Origin of the sequence: Melghiribacillus thermohalophilus (genome assembly GCF_004342905.1) — a bacterium.
Taxonomy (GTDB): Bacteria; Bacillota; Bacilli; order Bacillales; family Alkalibacillaceae; genus Melghiribacillus; species Melghiribacillus thermohalophilus.
Window position 1 is genome coordinate 94,379 of the sequence record NZ_SMAN01000002.1, and the last position, 26,134, is coordinate 120,512.

28 protein-coding genes are annotated in these 26,134 nt (G+C 45.6%); 27 read left to right on the forward strand and 1 reads right to left on the reverse strand.

Translation table 11 applies throughout. The features are described 5' to 3' along the window. Nucleotides 1-14 precede the first annotated feature (14 nt). From EDD68_RS03010 to EDD68_RS03090, 17 genes are all read left to right on the forward strand, one after another. Nucleotides 15-1,307: a methyl-accepting chemotaxis protein gene (locus EDD68_RS03010; protein WP_132370754.1), complete on the forward strand. Its 1,293-nt coding sequence runs from the start codon at nt 15-17 to the stop codon at nt 1,305-1,307. A 62-nt stretch (nt 1,308-1,369) separates the two neighbouring features. Next, complete coding sequence (rpiB, locus tag EDD68_RS03015) at nt 1,370-1,810, forward strand: ribose 5-phosphate isomerase B (protein WP_132370755.1); 441 nt, start codon at nt 1,370-1,372, stop codon at nt 1,808-1,810. Nucleotides 1,811-1,980: 170 nt separating this feature from the next. Further along, entirely contained in the window at nt 1,981-2,562 is a 582-nt protein-coding gene (locus EDD68_RS03020; RefSeq protein WP_132370756.1) for a TIGR01440 family protein, read from the forward strand. Between the two features lie 27 nt (nt 2,563-2,589). After that, a complete protein-coding gene (locus EDD68_RS03025; RefSeq protein ID WP_132370757.1) occupies nt 2,590-3,825 on the forward strand; it encodes a serine hydroxymethyltransferase in 1,236 nt (411 codons plus the stop codon). 698 nt (nt 3,826-4,523) lie between these two features. Further along, entirely contained in the window at nt 4,524-5,153 is a 630-nt protein-coding gene (gene upp, locus EDD68_RS03030; RefSeq protein WP_132370758.1) for a uracil phosphoribosyltransferase, read from the forward strand. A 14-nt stretch (nt 5,154-5,167) separates the two neighbouring features. Beyond that, nucleotides 5,168-6,313, forward strand: coding sequence for a non-hydrolyzing UDP-N-acetylglucosamine 2-epimerase (wecB, locus tag EDD68_RS03035; RefSeq protein ID WP_132370759.1), 1,146 nt, complete (start codon nt 5,168-5,170; stop codon nt 6,311-6,313). 228 nt (nt 6,314-6,541) lie between these two features. Further along, nucleotides 6,542-8,725, forward strand: coding sequence for a S8 family serine peptidase (locus tag EDD68_RS03040; RefSeq protein ID WP_165902041.1), 2,184 nt, complete (start codon nt 6,542-6,544; stop codon nt 8,723-8,725). 129 nt (nt 8,726-8,854) lie between these two features. Continuing rightward, entirely contained in the window at nt 8,855-9,073 is a 219-nt protein-coding gene (locus EDD68_RS03045; protein ID WP_132370761.1) for an AtpZ/AtpI family protein, read from the forward strand. Between the two features lie 2 nt (nt 9,074-9,075). Beyond that, nucleotides 9,076-9,459 (forward strand): ATP synthase subunit I, encoded by a 384-nt coding sequence (locus EDD68_RS03050; protein WP_243646737.1) that lies wholly within the window; start codon nt 9,076-9,078, stop codon nt 9,457-9,459. A gap of 10 nt (nt 9,460-9,469) precedes the next feature. Next, a complete protein-coding gene (atpB, locus tag EDD68_RS03055; RefSeq protein ID WP_132370762.1) occupies nt 9,470-10,192 on the forward strand; it encodes a F0F1 ATP synthase subunit A in 723 nt (240 codons plus the stop codon). A gap of 53 nt (nt 10,193-10,245) precedes the next feature. Beyond that, nucleotides 10,246-10,452 (forward strand): F0F1 ATP synthase subunit C, encoded by a 207-nt coding sequence (gene atpE, locus EDD68_RS03060; RefSeq protein ID WP_132370763.1) that lies wholly within the window; start codon nt 10,246-10,248, stop codon nt 10,450-10,452. Between the two features lie 106 nt (nt 10,453-10,558). Then, entirely contained in the window at nt 10,559-11,080 is a 522-nt protein-coding gene (atpF, locus tag EDD68_RS03065; protein ID WP_132370764.1) for a F0F1 ATP synthase subunit B, read from the forward strand. Further along, complete coding sequence (locus EDD68_RS03070; protein ID WP_132370765.1) at nt 11,077-11,622, forward strand: F0F1 ATP synthase subunit delta; 546 nt, start codon at nt 11,077-11,079, stop codon at nt 11,620-11,622. Before atpF ends, EDD68_RS03070 begins: the two co-directional genes overlap by 4 nt. A 19-nt stretch (nt 11,623-11,641) precedes the next feature. Then, nucleotides 11,642-13,150 (forward strand): F0F1 ATP synthase subunit alpha, encoded by a 1,509-nt coding sequence (gene atpA, locus EDD68_RS03075; RefSeq protein WP_132370766.1) that lies wholly within the window; start codon nt 11,642-11,644, stop codon nt 13,148-13,150. Between the two features lie 45 nt (nt 13,151-13,195). Further along, nucleotides 13,196-14,056 carry an ATP synthase F1 subunit gamma gene (atpG, locus tag EDD68_RS03080; protein WP_132370767.1) on the forward strand — a complete coding sequence of 287 codons (861 nt, stop codon included), beginning with the start codon at nt 13,196-13,198 and terminating at the stop codon, nt 14,054-14,056. Between the two features lie 46 nt (nt 14,057-14,102). Then, on the forward strand, nt 14,103-15,518 hold the full coding sequence (atpD, locus tag EDD68_RS03085; RefSeq protein WP_132370768.1) for a F0F1 ATP synthase subunit beta: 1,416 nt from the start codon (nt 14,103-14,105) through the stop codon (nt 15,516-15,518). A gap of 60 nt (nt 15,519-15,578) precedes the next feature. Next, nucleotides 15,579-15,980, forward strand: a complete 402-nt coding sequence (locus tag EDD68_RS03090) for a F0F1 ATP synthase subunit epsilon (RefSeq protein ID WP_132370769.1) — start codon at nt 15,579-15,581, stop codon at nt 15,978-15,980. A gap of 183 nt (nt 15,981-16,163) precedes the next feature. On the opposite strand, the gene EDD68_RS03095 is transcribed toward EDD68_RS03090, so the two are convergent. Further along, a complete protein-coding gene (locus tag EDD68_RS03095) occupies nt 16,164-17,144 on the reverse strand; it encodes a hypothetical protein (RefSeq protein WP_132370770.1) in 981 nt (326 codons plus the stop codon). A 641-nt stretch (nt 17,145-17,785) separates the two neighbouring features. Here EDD68_RS03095 and EDD68_RS03100 point away from each other — a divergent pair. The 10 genes from EDD68_RS03100 to EDD68_RS03145 are packed head-to-tail and all read left to right on the forward strand — an operon-like array spanning nt 17,786 to nt 26,132. After that, on the forward strand, nt 17,786-18,160 hold the full coding sequence (locus EDD68_RS03100) for an NADH-quinone oxidoreductase subunit A (protein WP_132370771.1): 375 nt from the start codon (nt 17,786-17,788) through the stop codon (nt 18,158-18,160). Beyond that, nucleotides 18,151-18,675 carry a NuoB/complex I 20 kDa subunit family protein gene (locus EDD68_RS03105; protein WP_132370772.1) on the forward strand — a complete coding sequence of 175 codons (525 nt, stop codon included), beginning with the start codon at nt 18,151-18,153 and terminating at the stop codon, nt 18,673-18,675. The genes EDD68_RS03100 and EDD68_RS03105 overlap by 10 nt, the downstream gene beginning before the upstream one ends. Continuing rightward, nucleotides 18,665-19,393 carry an NADH-quinone oxidoreductase subunit C gene (locus EDD68_RS03110; protein WP_132370773.1) on the forward strand — a complete coding sequence of 243 codons (729 nt, stop codon included), beginning with the start codon at nt 18,665-18,667 and terminating at the stop codon, nt 19,391-19,393. The genes EDD68_RS03105 and EDD68_RS03110 overlap by 11 nt, the downstream gene beginning before the upstream one ends. Before the next feature lie 3 nt (nt 19,394-19,396). Then, nucleotides 19,397-20,497: an NADH-quinone oxidoreductase subunit D gene (locus tag EDD68_RS03115; RefSeq protein WP_132370774.1), complete on the forward strand. Its 1,101-nt coding sequence runs from the start codon at nt 19,397-19,399 to the stop codon at nt 20,495-20,497. An 8-nt stretch (nt 20,498-20,505) separates the two neighbouring features. Then, the gene (gene nuoH, locus EDD68_RS03120; RefSeq protein ID WP_132370882.1) at nt 20,506-21,504 is read left to right on the forward strand and encodes an NADH-quinone oxidoreductase subunit NuoH; all 999 of its coding nucleotides are present in this window, start codon (nt 20,506-20,508) and stop codon (nt 21,502-21,504) included. Between the two features lie 51 nt (nt 21,505-21,555). Then, entirely contained in the window at nt 21,556-21,969 is a 414-nt protein-coding gene (gene nuoI / locus EDD68_RS03125; protein ID WP_132370775.1) for an NADH-quinone oxidoreductase subunit NuoI, read from the forward strand. A gap of 2 nt (nt 21,970-21,971) precedes the next feature. Next, nucleotides 21,972-22,478 (forward strand): NADH-quinone oxidoreductase subunit J, encoded by a 507-nt coding sequence (locus EDD68_RS03130; RefSeq protein ID WP_132370776.1) that lies wholly within the window; start codon nt 21,972-21,974, stop codon nt 22,476-22,478. Continuing rightward, nucleotides 22,475-22,789, forward strand: a complete 315-nt coding sequence (gene nuoK, locus EDD68_RS03135; protein ID WP_132370777.1) for an NADH-quinone oxidoreductase subunit NuoK — start codon at nt 22,475-22,477, stop codon at nt 22,787-22,789. The genes EDD68_RS03130 and nuoK overlap by 4 nt, the downstream gene beginning before the upstream one ends. A 25-nt stretch (nt 22,790-22,814) precedes the next feature. Then, a complete protein-coding gene (gene nuoL / locus EDD68_RS03140; RefSeq protein WP_132370778.1) occupies nt 22,815-24,653 on the forward strand; it encodes an NADH-quinone oxidoreductase subunit L in 1,839 nt (612 codons plus the stop codon). Beyond that, nucleotides 24,654-26,132 carry a complex I subunit 4 family protein gene (locus EDD68_RS03145; protein WP_132370779.1) on the forward strand — a complete coding sequence of 493 codons (1,479 nt, stop codon included), beginning with the start codon at nt 24,654-24,656 and terminating at the stop codon, nt 26,130-26,132. Nucleotides 26,133-26,134 lie beyond the last annotated feature (2 nt).

Below are 26,134 nucleotides of genomic sequence, written 5' to 3' on the forward strand. Positions count from 1 at the left end.
CAGGGGGGAATAAGATGGAAAAGAAACACCGCTTCAGTCTTAGAATTAAACTTGTTGTTTTCACTACAGTACTTGCTCTTATTACATACACCACGAGTGCTTTTTTCATTTATGTTCTTTATGAACAATTTAAGGGGATTTTAGGATTATCTGAAGAAATTTATACTATCATCATACTGCTTTTAGGGATAATCTGGTCCGGAATCCTGGCCTATTTTGCTGCTGGATTTATTACAAAACCACTTCTGAAACTGCAGGAGGTGGCCAATGAGGCAGCAGCCGGACAGCTTCAGAGTGATGTGGTAATATCCAAATCTGACGATGAAATCCGCTCCCTCGGACTGGCTTTTAATACCATGCTGTCCAGTTTAAGGGACATCATTCAAAACATCGACCAAAACTTTGATCAGACCAATGAATCGGTTCAAAAAATTAAAGAAGCAACGGCTAAGGCTACAGACCAGGCGAATACCATTGGTCAGACCATTAACGAAATTGCCAGAGGAGCAGAAAATTCCACATCGGCTATTTTGCAGACAGCTGAATCCGTCGAGGAATCAACTCGCCTTGCCGGTGAGGTGCAGGAAAAAGCAAAACAATCCCAGGAACTGTCCAGCGGAATGCTGAATACACTTAATCAGTCGAAAGTGGTTATTCAAAAGCTGGTTGAAAGTGTACAAAACATTGCGAAGGAACAGGAATATTCCCTTGAAGCCGTTGAGAGACTAGAAGAGAATGCAATCGAAGTTGAAAAAATTATTTCGTTAGTTGGAGATATTGCTGAACAGACGAACCTCCTTGCCCTCAATGCATCCATTGAAGCTGCCAGAGCCGGGGAACACGGTCAGGGGTTTGCGGTGGTTGCCGATGAAGTGCGTAAACTGGCGGATGAAAGTGCTACAGCTGTTCAAGGTATTGCTGAACTCATCAATAATATCCAGAGTGACATTAACCAGGTTGTTGATCGGATTCAATCCCAGGTTGAATTCGCCCGGGAAGAGGCGAAGAAGGGACAGGAAACCAATGAAGCGATTGAAAAAATGTCCGTATCTGTCAATGAGGTTGCAGATATGGTTTCCCATATTTCCGGTCTCATGGATCAGCAATTAAGAGCAATGGAAGAGACATCCCGACAGTCACAGGAGGTTTCGGCAATCGCCGAGGAGACAACAGCAGGGACCCAGGAGGTCAGCGCATCCATTCATGAACAAAATTCTCTCATTGAGAATATTAATGCAATGGCGAATGAACTGGAGAATCAGGCAAAAATGCTGAAACAGCAAATCCATAAATTTACCCTTAAATAACAGATCACTTAAATTGTCAGAAACGGATTTTAAAGGTAAACATCAGAAGGAGTGGATCATCAATGAAAATCGTACTGGCATCGGATCATGGCGGTTTCCAGCTGCGTCAGGAAATTGCAAATTTGCTGAATGAAATGAATATGGACTACGAGGATATGGGGTGTGAATGTGAAGACTCCGTCGATTATCCTGATTATGGCATCCCCGCTGCAGAACGGGTTGCAAAGGGAGAGTTTGATTTAGGTATTTTAATTTGCGGAACGGGTATTGGTATGTCCATTGCTGCCAATAAAGTAAAAGGGATCCGCTGTGCTCTGGTGCATGATGTGTTCAGTGCAAAAGCAACCAGAGAACACAATAATTCGAATATGATTGCTATGGGCGGGCGAGTTATTGGTCCTGGCCTGGCCCGGGAAATTGTCAAAACCTGGCTGGAGGCAGAATACGAAGGCGGGCGTCACGAACGAAGAATCAGCAAGATAACGGAATATGAAAATCGGTAAATCAATCTTATAGAAAATGTTAAATATATTGAAGGGGAAAGGGAATTGCTCTCTTATCTTTCCCCCTTTTTGTATACGTTCAGGAGCATTCAGACAGTTTGCTGATCGTTAGGTTGATGTTGGTTCGAACCTGAACAGGAGTCAGATGTGCGCTTAAAGGGGGTATATTTTTGACAGCGGCGAATTTACAGGAAATCCAGCAGCATATTCGTGGTATTATTAAAGAATGGACGTCTCTGGATCTGTTGAAACAAGGCATGACGGTTGTGGTGGGCTGCTCCACCAGTGAGATTGCAGGAAAGCGGATCGGTACCTCAGGAAGCATGGAAATTGCAGCCGTTTTGTTTTCTGAACTCGAGGGGTTAAAAGAAAGAACAGGTATATCCCTTGCTTTTCAAGGCTGTGAACATATTAACCGTGCACTCGTTGTAGAAAGGGAAACGATGGAACAAAAACATCTGGAGCAGGTTTCGGTTATTCCAGTACCAAAAGCAGGAGGCTCTATGGCTGCTTATGCATACCGGCAGATGAGCGATCCTGTGGTAGTGGAATCCATTCAGGCTGAAGCGGGTATCGATATTGGTGATACATTGATCGGCATGCATCTGAAGCCGGTTGTCGTCCCCCTTAGATTCAAGCAAAAGAGAATCGGTCATGCCCATGTGACAGCTGCCTACACCCGACCAAAGCTCATCGGGGGAGAACGTGCGGTATACTCCGAAGATAAGGATCAAGATTTAACCTGTGATTAAGGTGTCAAAATAAAGGGAGGAATTGTGATGGACCATCTAAAGAAAGTTGACCCAGAAGTTTTTGAATCGATTGAAAAAGAAAAGAAGCGCCAGCAAAATAATATTGAACTAATTGCTTCCGAAAACTTTGTGTCAAAGGCTGTTCTGGAAGCTGCCGGTTCTGTGCTGACGAACAAATATGCAGAAGGGTATCCCGGTCGCCGCTATTATGGTGGATGTGAGTTTGTTGATGAAGCAGAAAATTACGCCCGTGAGCGTGCGAAGGAATTGTTTGGTGCCGAACATGCCAATGTCCAGCCTCACTCTGGTGCACAGGCCAATATGGCGGTATACTTTGCGGTACTTGAGCCAGGAGATACAGTTTTAGGCATGAATTTAAGCCATGGAGGACACTTAACTCATGGAAGTCCGGTGAATTTCAGCGGGACTCTTTACAACTTTGAGGAATACGGTGTAGATGCTGATAGCGAACAAATCGATTATGATGCTGTGCTCGAGAAGGCAAAAGAAGTCAAACCGAAGTTAATTGTGGCCGGTGCCAGTGCTTACCCTCGCACCATTGACTTCAAGAAATTCCGTGAAATTGCCGATGAAGTAGGCGCATACCTTATGGTGGATATGGCTCACATTGCCGGCCTTGTCGCAACCGGTTTGCATCCAAATCCGGTACCCTTTGCGCACTTTGTCACCACAACAACCCACAAAACTTTACGCGGTCCCCGGGGCGGCATGATTTTATGTAAAGAAGAATTTGCAAAGAAAATTGACAAATCGGTCTTCCCGGGCATGCAGGGCGGTCCATTGATGCATATAATTGCCGCAAAAGCAGTTGCCTTAAAAGAAGCGCTATCCGATGATTTTAAAACATATGCCCAGAATATTATTGACAACGCAAAACGTCTTGGCGAAGCTTTGAAAAAGGAAGGAATTCGAATTGTCTCGGGTGGCACTGACAATCATTTATTGCTGTTGGACGTCCGTTCTCTCGGACTGACTGGTAAAGCAGCGGAGGAAGCGCTGGATAAGGTAGGCATTACGGTCAATAAAAACACCATTCCATTTGATCCGGAAAGCCCGTTTGTCACAAGTGGTATCCGAATCGGTACAGCTGCTGTTACGACTCGGGGTTTCGGGCTGAAGGAGATGGATGAAATCGGGTCCATCATTGCATTTACTCTGAGAAACCATGAAAACGAAGATCAGTTGAAAGAAGCAAAGGAACGGGTTTACAACCTGACTAAACGTTTCCCGCTATATGAATAAATAAAAGGACTGACCGAACGATGGATCGGTCAGTCCTTTTATGATCTTATCATCCTGATTCTGCACTGTATGACTGATCACCCATTTCCTTTCTGAAAAGTTACATTCATTTATAGCAAGATCGTTGTTTGTTTGAGAAATCAGTTCTCGCCTATGGGTAATCTGTGCGCATCTTTGAGCGCTCATTCTTCTCTCTAGCGATACTGCTTCGTTCCTGGGTAATCCGCTTTCAATTGTGGACCATAGCGCTCTAACCTTGGGCGATTCCAGCCCCATTTTGGGCTATAGCGCTGAATCATTGGCGATCCGGCTCCATTTTTGGGCCTTAGCGCTGTATCTTTGGGCGGTTTCAGCCCCTCCCTGGGCTATAGCGCTGTATCTTTGGGCGACGGCTCCATTTTTGGGCCATAGCGCTCTATCCTTGGGCGGTTTCAGCCCCTCCCTGGGCTATAGCGCTGTATCTTTGGGCAATCTGGCTCCATTTTTGGGCCATAGCATTCTATCTTTGGGCGGTTCCAGTTTCATTTTGGGGCATAGCAATCCATTTTGGGCTACAGCGCTTTACTCTTGGCGATCAGTACACCTGTGTTTCAATTCTTCCATGATTTGCAGAACAGTCCCAGTCCCCACCTTGCAAGACCTGTCGTTATTCAGTACAATTTTAAAGATGTGAATTTTTGAAAAGGAGAGATCGGCTCATGGGAAAAGTCTATGTTTTTGATCATCCATTAATCCAGCACAAGTTAACGTTTATTCGGGATAAAAAAACAGGAACAAAGGAATTTCGTGAACTGGTGGATGAGGTTGCTACCTTAATGGCCTTTGAGATTACCAGAGACCTTCCTTTGCAGGAAGTTACCATTGAAACTCCTGTTTCTGAAGCAAAATCAAAAGTTCTGGCCGGTAAAAAACTCGGTCTGATTCCCATTTTGCGCGCCGGACTGGGAATGGTTGACGGTATTTTAAACTTAATTCCTGCGGCAAAAGTGGGTCATGTCGGGTTGTATCGTGATCCAGATACATTAAAGCCAGTAGAATATTACGTAAAATTGCCTTCAGACATCGAAGAGCGTGAGCTGATCGTAATCGATCCAATGCTGGCAACCGGTGGTTCAGCAAATGAAGCGATTCACGTATTAAAAAAACGTGGTGCCAGGCAAATCCGACTTATGTGTTTAATCGCTGCACCTGAAGGAGTAGAAGCGGTCAAGAAAGAACATCCAGATGTGGATATTTATCTGGCTGCCATGGATGAGAAATTAAATGAGAAAGGGTATATTGTTCCAGGTCTGGGTGATGCAGGTGATCGCCTGTTTGGAACGAAATAATGGGAGTGACAGTCATGCCAAAGCCTCTTAAAATCATGACGATTTTTGGGACAAGACCAGAAGCGGTCAAAATGGCTCCCCTGGTTTTAGAGTTAAAAAAGCGGACAGATGAGTTTGAACCCATTGTTGCTGTTACGGCTCAGCATCGGGAAATGCTGGATCAGGTTCTTCAAATTTTTGAAATTGAGCCGGATTATGATTTAAATATAATGAAAAAAAGACAGTCCCTTGCTGAAATCACCACCAGAGCGCTGGAAGGACTGGACCGGATTATGAACGAAACTGTTCCGGATATGGTTCTGGTTCACGGAGATACAACGACTACCTTTGCTGCGAGTCTTGCTGCCTTCTATCATCAGATCCCGGTAGGACATGTGGAAGCGGGTCTTCGTACGTGGAATAAATTTTCCCCATTTCCTGAAGAAATAAATCGCCAGCTAACCGGCGTTATGGCCGACCTGCATTTTGCCCCGACCGAAAAAGCAAAATTCAATCTGCTGAGTGAAAATAAATCGGAAGAACATATCTTTGTCACAGGAAATACAGCCATTGATGCGTTAAAAACTACGGTTACCAGGGAATACAGTCATCCTGTGCTTGAGCAGGCAGAAGGCAGAAAGATTATCCTGGTCACAGCCCATCGCAGGGAAAATCTCGGTCAAAAAATGGAGCAGATGTTTCGCGCTATTAGGAGGCTGGCAGATGAACATGAACATATTGAAGTCATTTACCCGGTACATTTAAACCCTGCCGTTCAGGAAACCGCCAGGTCCATACTGGGCAATCATCATCGGGTTCAGCTGATCGAACCTCTGGAGGTCATTGATTTTCATAATTTTGCTTCCCGGGCTCATCTGATTTTGACTGACTCTGGTGGGGTTCAGGAAGAAGCTCCATCCCTTGGAGTCCCCGTTTTAGTGTTGAGGGATACGACTGAGCGACCCGAAGGAATAGAAGCTGGAACGTTAAAACTGGCAGGCACAGATGAAGATACGATCTTCAGACTTGCCCACGAATTGCTCATCCATGAAGAGGAATACAGGAAAATGGCAAAAGCCTCCAACCCGTATGGAGACGGCCTTGCATCCCGTAGAATAGCAGATGCCATTCTATACTATTTTCATCGTACCAAAGAAAAGCCATCCCCCTTTCATCCATAAGGGGGGATGGCTTTTCTTTCATAATTACCATTTATGTTCAGAGAAAGGCAGCGACGATTCATCTCCTACCGTATAAAATAGAAGTCATTGCTCTAGGCCATCGGGTGCTCTTTTCCGTACCGTCTATTCTCTCTTCCTGCTTATTTAGTAGGATTAACCCTTTATTTTTTACATGTTTTGGTTTGAACTCGTTCAAACTAAAAGTAAAAACATGGGATGGGATTGAAATTGAAAAGATATTGGATGATTCTTCTGATCTGGATCGGGACTTTTTTTGGTCTTCAGGCCCCGATTGAGGCTCAGACAGGCAAGGATCAAATGACAGTCATCGTGGAAATAGAGGGGGATCCTTATGAACGAAAGGAATACATTGAAACTTATCATCCTTTTGTTCAGGTAGAGTTCGTATATGATACGCTTCTCAATGCCCTGGCACTAAAAGGGAAGCGCGAAGATTTAATCCAGCTCAGTCAGCAAACATTTATCAAGGTCATGCATTATGTGCAGACTTATCGAGTTCCGGAACCAATAGGGTCCACAGCTTTTGAAGAAATCCCTTCCCCTGAATTAAACATACCTTATACGGGAGAGGGAGTGAAAGTGGGAGTGATTGACACGGGAATTGATTATCGTCATCCTGATTTAAAAGAAAATTATAAGGGCGGCTATGATGTAGTAGAATTTGATGAAGATCCGATGGAGACGATGCCCGAGGATGGGATGCCCACTATTCACGGAACCCATGTTTCCGGCATTATTGCCGCAAAGGGAAAGCGGACTGGAGTCGCACCGGATGCTGAGATTTATGGATACCGTGCCCTTGGTCCGGGCGGCTTTGGCACTTCGGTTCAGGTCATTGCGGCGCTGGAAAAAGCCGTGGAAGATGGGATGGATATTATCAACCTCTCGCTTGGAAATAGTGTAAACAGCCCGGACTGGCCTACAAGTGTAGCCGTGAATAAAGCCATCGATATGGGGGTTGCGGTTGTCATAGCAAATGGAAATGACGGGCCAGGCAAATGGACCGTTTCTTCCCCGGCAACAGCAGTGAACGCTATATCGGTTGGTGCATCCATTGATGAGGGTATCATTCCGTTTCTTGAAATCCCGTTAATGGATAAACGAATTTCATTGTCTCCCCTTTCCGGATCTGTGCCCTGGGATATCCAAAAACCGTATAAGCTGTTGGATGGTGGATTAGGTAAAAAACCGCTCTCTTCTCTGGAAGGGGCCCTTGTGCTGATGAAGCGGGGTGAAATCTCATTTGGAGAAAAAGCGAAAAATGCTGAAGAAGCAGGAGCCAGGGGGGTTATCATCTATAATCATAATGAGGAAACGTTTCAAGGAGGACTGGATACTGAAGTATCCATACCTGTGGTGTCGGTTTCCAGAGAGGACGGGGAATGGCTGATTGAACACGTGATTGAAAAAAACGAATGGGTCTATCCAGCATACGAGGAGATTTCCAATGATATCGCCGATTTCAGTTCCAGAGGACCAGTGGTGGTCAACTGGGACATCAAACCTGACCTTGTGGCACCGGGAGTTAATATCACAAGTACGATTCCCGATGGACAATATGAATCTCTCCAGGGGACGAGCATGGCTGCTCCATATGTAGCGGGTACGGCTGCCCTCATTAAAGAAGCCCATCCAGACTGGGGACCAGAAAAAATTAAGGCTGCCCTGCTCACGACAGCTCTTCCTCTGAAAAAGGAAGATGGCAGTCTGTATGATCCCATTGTTCAAGGGGTTGGACGGATTCAGCCTGAAAAAGCAATTGACCCTCCATTTTTAGTTTACAATAGCCGTCTGACCTTTGGGAAATTGACCGAGAAGGAAAATAGAAAAAAAATTTCCCTGTTCATTGAAAACCGGGATCATATCACCCGAAGGTTTACCTTTGATTACCCGGAACGGCAGAATGGATTGGTCTGGAGGTTGCCTGGCACCCTTTATATCCCCCCGGGAGAGACAGAGGAGATCGAAATTGAATTGAAGGCTGACTCTGACAGGCTGGAAAAGGGATTGCATCAGGGATGGCTCAGCATCAACAGTCAAGATCAGACCATTCAGCTACCGTATATTTTTGTTCATGAAACCGCTGACTATCCGAGAGCAGGAGGGCTTGATTTTTCATTTCTCCCCTTAAAGCCTGACGAATACCGTTTCCAGATCTATTTGCCGGAAGGAGCGGACCAGTTGGTTGTAGAGTTGTATGACCCTGATACGCTACAATACCAGAAAACATTAATCGAAGAAGAAGATGTAAGGTCGGGAATGTATACACAGATTTTCAAACGCAACACCTTAGGCTTGAGCGGAAATTACCTCATGCTTGCCAGAGTGTTATCCGGCTCTGAATATGACTCGGTTTTTTCCAGAATTTATATTGATCATGGGGGTTCTTAATTTTCACAGAAAAGACATTGACATTCCAACACCCCTATTGTATGCTAACTTAGTGTGGAATGATAAGGTTTTCAACACGAACGACTTACTTTGCTCAATACCCAACAAACTTTTTTAGGAGAGGTTATATTGAGTGACAACCAGAACCCTTATCGGGCCATTGCTCTGACCAGTGGAATTGTCGCCCAGTTATCCGGTTCCACCATTGTCGGCATTTTTGCGGGCAGATGGCTGGATGCACGTCTTTCAACAGCCCCTATTTTTTTAATCATAGGGCTTTTTATTGGATTGGCAGCAGGGGTTTATGGGACAATATCATTGGTCAAAAAATACACAGGAGATTCATAGTGGTGCAACAGTATCAAATGATGGTGAACTGGCAAAGAAAATATATGCTGTATCTACTGGCAGTGATGTTTTTTTGCTGGGCACTATTTCCTGATTACAGACAAGTCTTATCCGGCCTGATTTTAGGCTCCTCGTTTAGTTTTTTTAATCTCTGGTTATTGCAGCGAAAAATCAATTTAATAGGATATGCAGCAGAAAAACAGCAAACTGTTCGAGCAATGGGAACCTTTTCAAGAATGGCAGCAGCAATACTGGCAGTGATGATTGCCCTTCGCTTTCCTCAATATTTTCATCTTTTATTTGTCATTATTGGTTTGACAACCAGTTATGTTGTGATTGTTTTTAGTTACCTATTACATCTTACCCAACATGGATCTAGGAAGTGAGGTGAATAAGTTGGAGCACGGTGCACCAGTGATTGAAGATCTTTTTGGGATTTCCTGGATGGATGTAAACCTCTCAAACATTTTGATGATGCTTGTTGCATCAACGATTGTTTTGATCATTGCCATAGCCGGAAGTCGCCATCTTCAGCGCAAACCGACAGGGATGCAAAACTTCCTGGAATGGATCATTGACTTTGTGAAAGGCATTATCGGCAATACCATGGACTGGAAAACAGGAAAACTGTTTCTTCCATTAGGTCTGACCTTATTAATGTATATTTTCGTATCCAACATGCTGGGTGTCATCACCATGGTAACCTATAATGGCGATCTCTGGTGGAAATCCCCGACTTCTGACCCTTCACTCACCCTGACACTGGCAACCATGGTGGTTGTGCTGACCCATTACTACGGGGTGAAACTGAAAGGGCCAAAAGGATATGGAAAAGGCTTTTTTGAACCTTTGCCCATTCTATTCCCGCTAAAAATTATCGAGGAATTTGCCAATACATTAACGCTCGGTCTCCGTCTTTACGGAAACATTTTTGCGGGAGAGGTATTGTTGGGATTGCTTGCAGCCCTGGTATCATCCGGGGTATTAGGTGCGATTGGCGGTTTCTTGCCGATGATCGCATGGCAGGGCTTCAGTATTTTTGTTGGAGCCATTCAGGCCTTTATCTTTACGATGTTAACAATGGTTTATATGGCACACAAAGTGAGTCATGACCATTAATCTTTATAAAAAATTAAGGAAAAATGACTATATTAAGAGGAGGAATTTTTACAATGGGAGCTTTAGCAGCGGCAATTGCGGTTGGTTTAGCAGCATTAGGTGCTGGTGTAGGTAACGGTTTGATTGTTAGTCGTACAGTAGAAGGGATTGCACGTCAGCCAGAACTGCGCGGTGCCCTTCAGACTACAATGTTCATCGGTGTTGCATTGGTTGAGGCGATTCCGATTATCGCTGTAGTTATCGCATTCATGAGTTTGTAACATATCGAAAACAATTTAACATAATGGCGAAGTTGCTGACTCAATACTTCGCCATTCCTTTATGTAAAGCCTTTGTTGACCTCAGGCGAAAGGAGTGTAAAGGTAAATGCTTGATACAGGCATGCTCGTACTTGGCGCTGGTGCCGGGTTTAATGTGTTAGACATGATCGCACAGCTTGTTATTTTCGTCATCCTGCTGGCCCTTTTGAAAAAATATGCCTGGGGCCCATTGATGAAAGTCATGAAAGAGCGTGAAGATCATATCGCCAATGAAATAGATACTGCAGAAAAGAACCGTCAAGAAGCTGAGCGCATGGCTCGTGAGGCTCAGGAAGAGTTGAGAAATACACGTCAGGAAGCACAGAAAATCATTGAAAATGCAAGAGAAGTAGCCAAAGAGCAGGAAAAGTCTATTATCACCAGAGCAAGAGAAGAAGCCGAACGCTTGAAAGAATCTGCTCGTCAGGAAATTGAGCAGGAGAAAGAAAACGCCATTCAGGCTGTTCGCGAACAGGTATCTGTCCTGTCCGTGAAGATTGCTAGCAAAGTCATTGAAAAAGAACTGCGTGAAGAGGACCAGGAAAAGCTTATTCAGGACTATATTAAAGAGGTAGGAGAAGACCGATGAGCCTGGATATCGTAGCGAAACGTTATGGCGTTGCCCTCTTTCAACTGGGACAGGAAAAATCGATGCTAGACGAGCTTGAAAAAGAATTGCAGGTTGTCCGTGAGGTTCTGAACCAGGATGAAAAGATTTTCACCTTTTTAACCCATCCCCAGATCCATGCGGATAAGAAAAAGGAACTTCTTGAGAAAGCCTTTCAAGACTTTTCAAAAGAAGTGAAGAACACGTTATTTTTGCTGGTTGACCGTCGGCGTGAAGCGGCCATTCCTGCGATCATTGACTATTTTTTCAAACTGAACAATGAAGCCCGTGGAATCGCTGAAGCCGATGTTTACTCTGTGCGTGAACTGAATGAAGATGAAAAACAGACACTGCAAAATGTATTTGCGAAAAAATTAGACGTGAACACCCTTCGCATTCATAACATTGTAGATCCGTCCATCTTAGGTGGACTGAAGATGAAAATCGGCAATCGCATCTACGATGGCAGTGTCAGCGGAAAATTAGAGCGAATCGAAAGAAAGCTCGTTTCTGCAAACAAATGATGATAGGGGTGAAAATTGGATGAGCATCAAAGCTGAAGAAATCAGTGCGCTTATTAAACAGCAAATTGAAAACTATGAATCAGAAATAGAAGTAAGCGATGTCGGTACAGTCATTGAAGTCGGTGACGGTATCGCTCGCGTGCACGGCCTTGACAATGTGATGTCCGGCGAGCTCGTTGAATTTTCCAATGGGGTAATGGGTATGGCTCAGAACCTTGAGGAAAATAATGTCGGTATCGTTATTCTTGGACCGTTTACCGAAATTAAAGAAGGCGATGAAGTACGCCGTACCGGACGCATTATGCAGGTGCCGGTGGGTGAAGAACTTCTTGGCCGTGTGGTGAACCCCCTTGGTCAGCCGGTAGATGGCAAAGGTCCAATTGAAACGAATAAGACCCGACCAATTGAATCACCAGCTCCTGGCGTAATGGATCGTAAATCCGTACACGAACCACTGCAGACAGGATTGAAAGTTATTGACTCGATGATTCCAATTGGCCGCGGTCAGCGTGAGTTAATCATTGGTGACCGTCAGACCGGTAAAACGGCTATTGCCATTGATACCATTATCAATCAAAAAGATCAGGACATGATTTGTATCTATGTTGCCATCGGGCAAAAAGAATCCACTGTACGCGGTGTGGTTGAAACATTGCGTCAACATGGAGCATTAGACTATACGATTGTCGTTACGGCTAGTGCATCACAGCCAGCTCCTCTTCTTTACCTGGCACCATATGCCGGTGTAACCATGGGTGAAGAATTTATGTACAACGGCAAGCACGTGCTTGTAGTATACGATGATCTTTCCAAGCAGGCAGCAGCATATCGTGAATTGTCGTTATTGCTTCGCCGCCCGCCAGGACGTGAAGCATTCCCGGGAGATGTATTCTACCTGCACTCTCGCCTGCTGGAACGTGCAGCCAAGCTAAGTGATGAAAAAGGAGGAGGATCACTGACGGCCCTTCCATTTGTTGAAACGCAGGCCGGCGACATTTCTGCCTATATTCCGACAAACGTGATTTCCATTACAGATGGACAGATCTTCTTGCAGTCTGACTTATTCCACTCCGGTGTACGCCCGGCGGTTAACGCAGGTTTATCGGTATCCCGTGTTGGTGGTGCAGCGCAGATTAAAGCAATGAAAAAAGTATCCGGTACCCTTCGTCTGGATCTGGCTGCTTACCGTGAATTGGAAGCATTTGCACAGTTCGGATCGGATCTGGATAAGGCAACACAGGCCAAATTGAATCGTGGTGCCCGTACAGTAGAAGTACTGAAACAGGGTCTCCATCAGCCTCTTCCAGTCGAAAAGCAGGTAACTATTATCTACGCTCTGATTAACGGGTTCCTGGATGATATTCCGGTTGAGGATGTTCAGCGCTTTGAAGCTGAATTCCATAGCTGGATGGATAAAAACGGAAAAGAATTGCTTGATCACATTCGGGAAACAGGAAATCTGCCGGATGAAGATCAGTTGAAAGAAAAGATCAAGGAATTCAAGAAAACGTTTGCCGTTTCAGAATAACGGTGGAGATGAAAGTCTCTTATAAGAAAAGGTGGTGAAAACGGCGTGGCATCCCTTCGTGACATAAAAGGCCGGATTAATTCCACAAAAAAGACGATGCAAATTACAAAAGCGATGGAAATGGTCTCTGCTTCCAAGCTGAACCGTGCGGAGCAGAACGCAAAAGCTTTTGTTCCGTACATGGAAAAAATGCAGGAAGTCGTTGCCAGCATCGCATCCGGAAATACTGGCGTGGAACATCCGATGTTAAAGGCACGTCCGGTAAAGAAGACTGGCTATATTGTCATTACATCTGATCGTGGCCTGGCCGGTGCCTATAACAGTAACGTATTGCGCAAAGTTTATCAGACGATTCAGGAACGCCATCAATCCACTGACGAATATACAGTGATTGCTATAGGTAAAGTCGGACGAGAGTTTTTCAAAAAACGCAATATGCCAGTGGCCAAAGAAATTATCGGGCTTGCAGATCAGCCGAATTTTGCTGACATTCAGACAATCGCAAGTGAAACCGTTGAGATGTATGCCAGTGAAGAAATCGACGAACTTTATCTCTACTATAATCATTTTGTAAGTGCCATCTCTCAGGTCGTTACCGAGAAAAAGCTACTGCCTTTGACGGATATCAACCCGGAAGGTCAGAAACAAACATCTTATGAATATGAGCCAGATGAAGAAGCAATATTAAAAGTGCTTTTGCCACAATACGCTGAAAGTTTAATCTACGGTGCATTGTTAGACGGTAAAGCAAGTGAACATGCTGCCCGTATGACAGCAATGAAAAATGCTACCGACAATGCAAGCGAAATGATTGATACCCTGACACTTTCATACAACCGTGCACGTCAGGCTTCAATCACTCAGGAGATCAGCGAAATTGTCAGTGGTGCGGCAGCTCTCGAATAAAGTTACGCCCTAAGAGGAATCAGCTAGTAAGTTAGGAGGGAAAAGGATGAGCAAAGGACGTATTTTGCAGGTTATGGGTCCGGTTGTTGACGTTCAGTTTGAAAGCGGACACCTGCCTCAGATTTACAACGCCCTGAAAGTTCGTCATGAAGCTAAGGACGACTCCGAGGTAAACATTGACCTGACGCTGGAAGTAGCTCTACACCTTGGTGATGATACTGTTCGTACCATTGCGATGGCTTCCACGGACGGACTCGTTCGGGGGATGGAAGTAGAAGATACAGGCGCACCGATTTCTGTACCTGTCGGTGAACCAACACTTGGTCGAGTATTTAACGTATTAGGTGAACATATTGATTTCGGTGAAGAAGTGGGTGACGATGTGCGCCGCGACCCGATTCACCGTGAAGCACCGAAATTTGAAAACCTGTCAACCCAGACAGAAATTTTAGAAACAGGCATCAAAGTCGTTGACCTGCTTGCGCCATACATTAAGGGTGGTAAGATTGGTCTGTTCGGCGGTGCCGGTGTAGGAAAAACCGTATTAATTCAGGAGTTAATCAATAACGTTGCACAGGAACATGGTGGTATTTCTGTATTCGCCGGTGTAGGTGAACGTACCCGTGAAGGAAATGACCTTTATTTTGAAATGAAAGACTCCGGCGTTATTGATAAAACAGCGATGGTATTCGGTCAGATGAACGAACCGCCTGGAGCGCGTATGCGTGTAGCCCTGACTGGTTTGACAATGGCTGAATACTTCCGTGATGAACAGGGTCAGGACGTGTTGTTCTTTATCGACAACATTTTCCGTTTTACCCAGGCTGGTTCAGAAGTATCCGCACTTCTTGGACGCATGCCATCTGCCGTTGGATACCAGCCAACCCTGGCTACAGAAATGGGTAACCTGCAGGAGCGTATTACTTCTACGGATAAAGGTTCCATCACCTCAATCCAGGCAGTATACGTTCCAGCGGACGACTATACTGACCCGGCTCCAGCAACTACATTCGCACACTTAGATGCGACGACAAACCTGGAGCGTAAACTGGCTGAGCAGGGGATTTACCCGGCCGTTGACCCGCTGGCATCTACTTCTCGTGCCCTTGACCCGAATATTGTAGGAGAAGAGCACTACAATGTGGCACGTGAAGTACAAAGAACCCTGCAGCGTTACAAAGAACTTCAGGACATCATCGCCATCTTAGGTATGGACGAACTGTCTGACGAAGATAAATTAATCGTTGCTCGTGCACGTCGCATTCAGTTCTTCCTGTCTCAGAATTTCCACGTTGCCGAGCAGTTTACCGGTCAGCCTGGTTCTTATGTTCCGGTTGAAGAAACCGTTAAAGGATTTAAAGAAATCCTTGAAGGAAAATATGATGATCTTCCTGAAGATGCATTCCGTCTTGTAGGACGCATCGAAGAAGTAGTTGAAAAAGCGAAACAGATGGAACAATAAATGGGAAATTAAGCGGCTGCATGTTCAAGCCGCTTAATCCAAGCCCAAGGAGGGGTAAGTTTGAAAACACTGACTGTGAGTGTTGTCACTCCTGACGGCCCTGTCTTAGAAGATCAATATGAAATGGTTAGCTGCAAGGCGGAAAGCGGAGAGCTTGGGATATTACCAGGCCACATTCCGCTTGTAGCACCGCTGGCTATAAGCGCCGTTCGTTTAAAAAAAGATAATAAGACAGAAAAAATCGCAGTCAGCGGCGGATTTTTAGAAGTGCGCCCTGACAAGGTAACCGTTCTGGCACAGGCAGCGGAAAAACCATCTGACATCGATGTAGAACGCGCGCGAAAAGCAAAAGAACGTGCTGAACGCCGTCTGCAGGCTAAACAGGACGATATCGACTTCAAACGTGCAGAATTAGCGCTAAAACGTGCACTGAATCGACTGGATGTGGCTCAGAGCGAATAGTAACCAGGTAAACCCTTGGTGCAATATATTTGCAGCAAGGGTTTTTTTGCATTTTTACAGATGAAATAGAAAAGGCGTGAAAACGGCCCGGGCAGAGTGGTGATCGCACAAAGGTATGTGCGAACTACCCAGACGGGAGAGATCATGGCCCAGGGAGATTGCTCAATGGCCAGGGGAGAATGCTTACCACCCAGGAGCGAGGTTCAATGGCCCAACGAAGCATGTTAACCGCCCATAATTTTTCGCTGACGGCCCAAAGGAGTGCCGTAATGGCCCAAGCCGGGATGCTAACGGCCCAAAGGAGTGTCGTGATGGCCCAAACCGGGGAGCTGACAGCCCAAAGGAGTGCCGTAATGGCCCAAGCCGGGATGCTAACGGCCCAAAGGAGTGTCGTGATGGCCCAAACCGGGGAGCTGACAGCCCAAAGGAGTGCCGTAATGGCCCAAGCCGGGGAGCTGACAGCCCAAAGGAGTGCCGTAATGGCCCAAGCCGGGGTGCTAACGGCCCAAAGTGAGTGGGTAATGGCCCAAGCCGGGGAGCTGACAGCCCAAAGGAGTGTCGTGATGGCCCAAACCGGGGAGCTGACAGCCCAAAGGAGTGCCGTAATGGCCCAAGCCGGGGAGCTGACAGCCCAAAGAAGTGCCGTAATGGCCCAAGCCGGGATGCTAACGGCCCAAAGGAGTGCCGTAATGGCCCAAGCCGGGGTGCTAACGGCCCAAAGTGAGTGGGTAATGGCCCAAGCCGGGGAGCTAACGGCCCAAAGTGAGTGGGTAATGGCCCAAACCGGGGAGCTGACAGCCCAAAGAAGTGCCGTAATGGCCCAAGCCGGGGTGCTAACGGCCCAAAGGAGTGCCGTAATGGCCCAAGCCGGGGAGCTGACAGCCCAAAGGAGTGTCGTGATGGCCCAAGCCGGGGAGCTGACAGCCCAAAGGAGTGCCGTGATGGCCCAAGCCGGGGCGCTGGCAGCCCAAAGTGAGTGGGTAATGGCCCAATCCGGGGAGCTAACGGCCCAAAGTGAGTGGGTAATGGCCCAAGCCGGGGAGCTGACAGCCCAAAGGAGTGTCGTGATGGCCCAAGCCGGGGAGCTAACGGCCCAAAGGAGTGTCGTGATGGCCCAAGCCGGGGAGCTGACAGCCCAAAGGAGTGCCGTGATGTCTCAAGCAAGACAGCTAACGGTCCAGGGAGAAGGTTCAATGACCCAAGGAAGACACCAAACCGCCCAGGCAGGGGGAGCAATCATCCAGGTTACACACGATCTCCCAAGCAACGGAAATAGTATCTAGAGATATGCACCGATCTCCTAAACCATAGAACGTATTTCCAAAAAAATATCACGTCAGGGGGCATTCATGAGCTCCCATTGTCGTTTCAGAATAACGCTAGAGATGAAAGTCTCCTCCTATAAGCATACATCTGTAAAGTCTAACCTTCTGTGTCTTTTTTGAAGACGTCAATGCTCTCCTCCTATAAGCATACATCTGCAAAGTCCCTTGCAAACGCTCCACTTCCCCTTCTCTAAAATCAAAAGAGATTCCACTTCTAATGATTTGTTCATTGACATAGACATGTGACCAAATACAAAAATCATGAAACCTTCATTAGCGTCATCCGCCAGCAGCAAAACGAATTTCATAAGAACATGTAGAATCTGAAAACCATCAGGGCAAAGAATGTTTATGAATGTTTGACAGATGTTTGACTGAACACCCTGCTGTATCGACACAACTAAACCCATTTGATATAATGAAATCGATTCCAAAAAATTAAAAAATATCATAAAATTTAGCGATTTAAGGGGGCTGAAGATGGATTCATTATATATTTATCAAAATAGCTATATCATGGTTTTCTTGTTCCTATTGATCGGCATACTGCTTCCTGTCGTAGCCCTGGGTATGGGAAAGCTGCTCAGGCCATCCAGACCGTCTGACGAAAAATATACAACCTATGAAAGTGGAATTGAGCCCTTTCAGGATGCAAGAGTCCAATTTACTGTGCGATATTACCTGTTTGCTTTGCTGTTTGTTATTTTCGATGTGGAAACTGTTTTTCTTTATCCATGGGCTGTAGCCTATGATAAACTGGGGATTTTTGCACTGATAGAAATGCTGATTTTCGTGGTCATGCTCATCATTGGATTAATATATGCCTGGAAAAAGAAGGTGTTAAAATGGCAATGAATTTAGAGGATATCACGCCAGAACAGCGAAAAGAGCTGGAACAAAACGTGTTTTTTATTACCCTTGAGCGGTTGAAAGCGTGGGCGAGGAGCAATTCGCTATGGCCATTAACATTTGGTCTTGCTTGCTGTGCCATTGAAATGATGGGGACGGGAAGTGCCCACTATGATCTGGACCGCTTTGGCTCCTTTTTCAGACCATCGCCGCGGCAATCTGATGTGATGATCGTATCCGGGACCGTCACGAAAAAAATGGCGCCAGTTCTCCGCCGTTTGTATGACCAGATGCCAGAACCGAAATATGTCATTGCCATGGGTTCCTGTGCTACCGCAGGAGGCCCTTATGTTCGGTCATATGCAGTCGTCAAAGGTGTAGATCAGATTGTTCCCGTAGATGTCTATATTCCAGGATGCCCGCCAAATCCTGCAGCACTCATATATGGCATTCATAAACTACAGGAAAAAATTCGCTATGAAGCTAAAACCGGGAAGCGGGTGATTTTAAATGACAACTGAAGAGAACAACAAAAAACCTCGTGAGGAAGACGCAGTCGATCAGAAAAAAAGGAAATCAAATGAATCCGAAAAAAATGAAATCGGCGCACAAAAAGAAGGAGCTGGTGACATAAAATCGGACAAACGGGCCAAATCAAAAAAAGAGCGCCCGAACATGCAAGATAAAGAAGGCCCGATGAAACAAAAACGCCCGGGTAAAAAAACCGATGTAGAGGAGCACAAAGAAGAAGAGTCCCCATCACCAAAGGAACCACTCTTAAAAAAATATGTTGCACTGATTCATGAACACCTCGGAGAAAACAGCCTGGAAGACGCTTACATTAACCGGGCTTCAAAAGAACTTCCAACCCTGATTGTACAGCCGGAGTCATATTTCAGCATTGCCAGACTATTAAAAACCCATCAAGAATTACAGTTTAACTATTTATCTGAACTCCATGGAACGGATTTCAAAGAATACATGGAAGTCTATGTTCATCTTTACTCCTTTGCCCGGAAAGAACACATCGCATTAAAAGTGAAACTTGATCGAGAAAAGCCGATCATCCACTCCCTTGTCCCATTATGGGAAGGAGCAAATTGGCCAGAATGTGAAGCTTACGACTTACTGGGCATTGAATTTAAAAACCATCCGGATCTCAAACGAATTTTTCTGGGAGAAGACTGGGAAGGATATCCGCTCAGAAAAGATTATGAACCATATGATGTGGAGGTGTAGCCAATGGTCAGAACAGAAGAAATGCTATTGAATGTAGGTCCCCAGCACCCGAGTACCCATGGCGTGTTTCGTCTGGTAGTCAAAATCGACGGAGAAATTATTCAGGAAGCTACACCTGTCATAGGATATTTGCACCGCGGAACGGAAAAATTAGCTGAAGATCTGCAGTACACACAAATTATTCCTTATACCGACCGCATGGACTATTTGTCTGCGATGACGAACAATTATGTGATTTGTCATGCGGTAGAAACGTTAATGGGGCTTGAAGTGCCGGAAAAAGCAGAGTATCTTCGGGTGATGGCCATGGAACTTGGCCGTATAGCCAGTCATCTTGTGTGGTTTGGAACCTATCTGCTCGACATCGGTGCAACAAGTCCTTTTCTTTTTGCATTCCGGGAGCGGGAAGCCATTATTAATCTGTTAAATGAGTTATCAGGAGCCCGCCTGACCTTTAATTACATGCGGGTTGGTGGAGTGAAATGGGATGCCCCTGAAGGATGGATAGATAAGGTTCGTGAGTTTATTCCTTATATGCGGAAAGAGCTGGAAGGATACCATGACCTTGTAACAGGGAATGAAATTTTCTTAAACCGGGTAAAGGGTGTCGGCACCTATACGAAAGAAGATGCCCTTCAGTATTCGCTGAGCGGGGCAAACCTTCGCTGTACAGGGGTTAACTATGATCTCCGAAAAGAAGAACCTTATTCCATCTATGACCGCTTTGATTTTGATGTTCCTACTGAAGAGACAGGCGATGCTTTTGCCCGCTATCAAGTGCGGATGGCAGAAATGGAAGAATCGTTAAAAATTCTGGAACAGGCGGTGGAACAGTTTCCGGAAGAAGGAAACATCCTGGGAAAAGTCCCCCGAGTCATTCGTCCGCCGGAAGGGGAAGTATATGTGAGAATCGAGTCCCCCAGAGGAGAAATTGGCTGCTATATCGCCAGCGATGGACAGAAAGAACCCTATCGCCTAAAGTTTCGCAGGCCTTCTTTTTACAACCTGCAAATCCTGCCGAAATTATTAAAAGGTGAAAACATGGCCAACCTGGTCGTCATTCTTGGCGGGATTGACATCGTCCTCGGGGAGGTGGATGGCTGATGACCTGGATGGAACAACTGCTCTCAAGTGCTCCGGATTTGATGCAGACGCTGATCTTTTTTGCAGCAGTTCTGGCATTGCTTTTTGTCGTTTTAGGATTTGTCACCTATGCCATTCTTGCTGAGCGAAAAGTCATGGGATTTATGCAACTCAGATATGGACCGGCAAAAGTCGGCGGGAAGTTTGGGCTTCTGCAGACGGTGGCTGATGTTCTCAAGCTGCTCTTAAAGGAAGATATCAAGCCGGCGCTCAGAGATCGGCCGCTCTTTATTATAGCTCCTATTATTGCTTTTGCGCCATCCTTCATGGTTCTAGCTGCCATTCCTTTTTCGGAGCAGCTGATATTCACGGATATGGGGGTAGGACTTTTATATATCATTGCGATTTCCGGAATGACCACCATCGGTATTATGACAGCGGGATGGGCATCCAACAATAAATATGCCCTGATGGGAAGCATGCGTTCCGTTGCACAGATGATATCCTATGAAATTCCCCTCGTCATGTCTGTCATCGGGGTGATCCTTTTTTCAGGAAGTCTTAATCTATCAGAGATTGTGGAAAGTCAGCGATATGTGCCGTATATCTTATTACAGCCGATTGGTTTTCTCGTATTTGTCATTGCGGCTACCGCTGAATTAAACCGGACACCATTTGACCTTCCTGAAGCAGAATCTGAACTCATTGCCGGATATCATGTTGAATATTCAGGATTCCGTTTTGCGTTTTTTATGCTGGCAGAATATGTTTATCTTTTTGCCATGTCTGCTTTAATCACCGTTTTGTTTCTGGGTGGATGGAACCCGATTATCGGCTTGAATTTCATTCCGGGGGTGATCTGGTTCGTCTTGAAATTCAGTCTCGTTGTCTTTTTCTTCATGTGGCTCCGGGCTACTTTTCCCAGGCTTAGAGCGGATCAGCTCATGGAGTTTGGATGGAAAGTTCTTCTTCCAGTAGCCCTTTTCAATATATTTTTGTCAGCCATTATGAAAGAGCTGTTTTTCTAGACCGTATGATCAGTCGGGATTTTGAATGATATCACAAAAGGGGTGTAAGCCGTGAAAGGATTAGCAAAGGGGTTAACATATACCCTGAAAAATATGACCCGAGAAAAAGCAACCTATCATTATCCGGAAGAACCGCTTCCTCTGCCAGACCGGTTTCGGGGAATCCAAAAATTTTACCCGGAAAAATGCATTGTGTGCAACCAGTGTGTGAATATTTGTCCCACTGATTGCATTACGCTGACCGGTAAGAAACACCCGGATCCGGAAAGGAAAGGGAGAATTATAGAAACCTATAACATTAATTTTGAGATCTGCATCCTATGTGATTTGTGCACAGAAGTATGTCCGACCGAGGCCATAGTAATGACCAATAATTTTGAGCTCGCCGAGTATTCAAGGGATGAATTTTTTAAAGATTTGCAATGGCTGGATGAAAACGACACGAATATTCGAAAGGAGAACTGACCATGAACGGAGAAATCATCGCATTTGCGCTCCTTTCTGCTGCCAGTGTCCTGGGTGCACTGGCGATGCTGTATGTATCGAAAGTGGTTCATATGCTGTTGTCCCTTGTGCTGACCTTTTTCAGTCTGGCCGGAATTTATGTGCTGTTATCCGCTGAATTTGTAGCGGTTGTGCAGGTGCTGATTTATTCCGGAGCTGTGTCTATCATGATGATTTTTGGCATTATGTTGACAAAGCACAAGGATCAAGAGAACAGACCTCCAAATATAAAGCGTTCGCTGATCACTGGAGCCGGAATCATTGTTTTTTTTGCAGCTGTATATGGTGCCATTCGAAAAGTTCCCTTTGGTGAACAGACTCCGAACCTGCATGAGGCAAACACTGAACAGATTGGGATTAAAATCTTTTCCTATTATGTCATACCGTTTGAGGTGGTTTCTGTCGTATTACTTGCAGCACTGGTGGGAGCCATTCTGCTCGCCAGAAAGGAAGGAGATGATCAGTCATGAGTTCCGTTCCTGCACAGGGGTACTTAATTCTTGCTTTAATCCTGTTTTGCATCGGTCTGTTTGGAGCTCTGACCAAACGAAATACAATAATTGTACTCATATCGATAGAATTGATGTTAAATGCCGTAAACCTGAATCTGGTGGCATTTAGCAAATACGGAATCAATCCGAACATGACCGGTCAGGTATTTTCACTGTTTTCCATCACGATTGCTGCGGCTGAGGCAGCTGTTGGGATTGCCATTCTGCTTTCCCTTTACCGGAATCGCCGTACAGTTCATATCGATGAAATGGATACGTTAAAACATTAATCACGATTAGAAGGGATATGATAAAATGATCAGTTTTGCATGGCTGATCCCGCTGTTTCCGTTGCTTTCCTTTCTAGTATTGATTCTCTCGGGAAAAAAACTGAAGACGGTAAGCGGCTATCTGGCTTCTCTGCTGACAGGAATCTCCTTCATTTTTACGTTAGGAGTGATCGCAGATTTACGCAGCGTTACTGAATATGAAGCGACATGGACCTGGCTGACCATTGGCACGACAGATATTCAGGCAGGTGTGTGGCTCAATCCATTAAATGGACTGATGCTGTTCATCGTATCTTTTGTTAGCCTCCTAGTACATATTTATTCGCTTGGCTACATGGGGGAGAATGATCGCAGGGCAACCTATTTTGCTTATTTGGGCCTGTTTACATTTGCGATGCTCGGCCTCGTCATGTCACCCAATCTTATTCAGTTTTATATGTTCTGGGAACTGGTAGGGCTTGGTTCCTTTCTGTTAATCGGCTTTTATCTGTATAAAGAAAGTGCAAAACGTGCGGCACGAAAAGCTTTCATTATGACACGAATTGGCGATGCGGGATTGCTTGTCGGATTGATTCTAATATTCTGGCAAACAGGTTCTCTCTCTTTTACAGAAATTTTTCAGGCTGTGGAGCAAAACGAATTCGCCCCGGGCATGGTTACACTAACGGCCATTTTGCTGTTTATCGGGGCAGTGGGGAAATCCGGCCAGTTCCCCCTTCATACCTGGCTGCCTGATGCCATGGAAGGTCCGACACCGGTATCAGCTTTAATTCATGCAGCAACGATGGTGGCTGCGGGGGTGTATCTCGTCGCTGCGGCTTACCCGTTATTTTTAGCCAGTGAATGGGCGTTAATGATTGTGGCGGTTATAGGGGCATTTACAGCCATTTTCGCTGCTACGATCGGTTTAGTCCAGGATGATTTGAAGCGAGTTCTGGCATATTCTACGGTATCCCAGCTGGGCTATATGATGCTGGCACTGGGCGCGGGAGGGTATGTGGCCGGCATGTTCCATCTGACGACTCATGCCTTTTTCAAAGCCCTCTTGTTTCTGGCAGCCGGAAGTGTAATTTTAGCCCTGAGAAAACAGAATATCAAAGAAATCGCCGGAGAAGGGAGACATTTGGCCATTACAAAGTGGGGGTTTCTGGCAGGCACCCTTGCAATCAGTGGTTTTCCACTGTTATCGGGGTCTTTCAGTAAGGAAGCGATTTTTGCAGCTCTGCTGGAAGATGGTCAATACGGGCTCCTGGGGGTTGCTCTGCTTACCGCCTTTTTAACGTCTGTTTATATGTTCAGGCTATATTTCATGGTGTTTCACGGAAAAGGGGCAGACAAACCACCGAAGTCTGTTCCTGTCAGCATGAAAATCCCCGTGATCATTCTTGCGGCACTCGCTGTCATCAGTGGATTTTTCGCTACCGGATTTGCTGACTGGCTGGCAGCCGAACAGGAATATGCCGTATTGCATCATAGCCCGACCTGGCTGATCTTTCTGGCTACCTTACTATCCCTTGGGGGAATCGTATTTGCCTATTTCATCTATGTGCGAAAACAGATGGACCGGGAGGAATGGAAGACGACGTTTTCATCAACATACACCATTTTATATCACAAATATTTTATCGATGAGTTTTATCAAAACACCATCATATACAGTACACGTGCCATTTCTTATCTCATGTATTACACCGAACGTTATGTAGTGGAAACCATTGCGGCATTTGCAGCAGGAATGGTAAAGGAGATCGGAAAAACAGGGTCCAGACTGCAAAATGGCCGGGTCCAGACTTATGGAACCGTAGCTTTGCTGGGACTCGCCGTCATTGTACTGATCTTTGTTGTCAGAGGGGGGTATTTCTAAATGGGACTGCTAAGTCTGTTCGTGTTTTCACCGATTGTTGGATTGGTTCTCATATCTCTGCTGTCAAACAACAGCAGCCCAAAAATCGTTCAGCGTTACGCTTTAATTGGTGGCTTCATCCCCCTGATCGTTTCCTGGATTGTTTATTTCATTTATCAGCGAAATAACCGTCTGGCGGAAAACTTTTCCTGGTTTTCCTATGAAACAGACAGCCGGACACTGGTCATCGACTACGAACTAGAGTTGAACGGATTTCGGCTTGCACTCCTATTATTGACCACTTTAATTGTCACGCTGTCCATTCTGGCGTCTGTTAAGGACATCAAAAAAAATCCGAAATTGTTTTATCAATGGCTGTTCATACTGGAACTCGGTATGCTGGGTGTCTTTGCTTCAGATAACATGTTTTTATTCTTTTTCTTCTTTGAACTGACTCTCATTCCCATGTTCTTTTTAATTGGGAAATGGGGTCATGTAGAAAGGGAAGAGACTGCATATAAATATCTCATTTATAACGGACTTGGTTCAGCGGTTCTTCTCATCGCGATTGTTGCTGTCTTCATTCAGGCAGGTAACGCCAATTTTGAGGCTGTAAAAGACTATATGTCCACCATGGATGATCAGGCTTATCAGATTGGGGTAATCGTTGCCTTTCTGGTTGCCTTTGGTGTGAAATTGCCTATCGTTCCGCTTCATTCCTGGATGGTGAATGTGCACGTGTATGCACCGCCGGCTGTCGTCATGATCCACGCGGGCGTCCTGTTGAAAATTGGCGCTTATGGTTTGCTTCAGTTTGGAGCTGGAATGTTTCCGGAGACTTTCCCGTTACTGGCCGTCACCCTGGCTGTACTGGGGCTCATTAATCTGTTATACGGTGCATTTCTCGCCCTGATTCAGGACGACCTGCGAAAAGTTTTTGCCTATGCCAGTGTATCCCATATGGGAATCATTCTTCTCGGAATAGCCGGAATGAACACTGCAGGCTATCAGGGAGCCATCTTCCAGACCATTTCCCATGGCTTAATTTCTGCACTTCTCTTTTATTTAGTAGGGGTTTTAATCAACCGAACTAGCACAACCAATCTGGAAAAATTAGGGGGTCTGTGGACAACTGCACCGGTGCTCTCGGGGTTCTTTTTAGCAGCTGCCCTTGCAGGACTCGGACTTCCCGGTATGAGCGGTTTTGTCAGCGAATTCATGGCATTCCTTGGCGTCTTTGAAAATCTTCCTGTATTCGGTGCAATCGGAATCATTGGCATCATCCTGACAGCTGTCTATTTCCTTAGAGCGATTTTAAACATCAGTTTTGGAAAAAGAAAGGGAAAAGCCTTAGATAAAATGACCGATTTGCGCAATCTAGAACTTCTTCCTGCAGGAGTTCTGCTGGCGTTCATTATCTTGATCGGCGTATATCCTGACAGCCTCGGTCAGCTTCTACAAATCACCCTGGAAACATTCGTTGCAGGGATGGGGGGATAAGC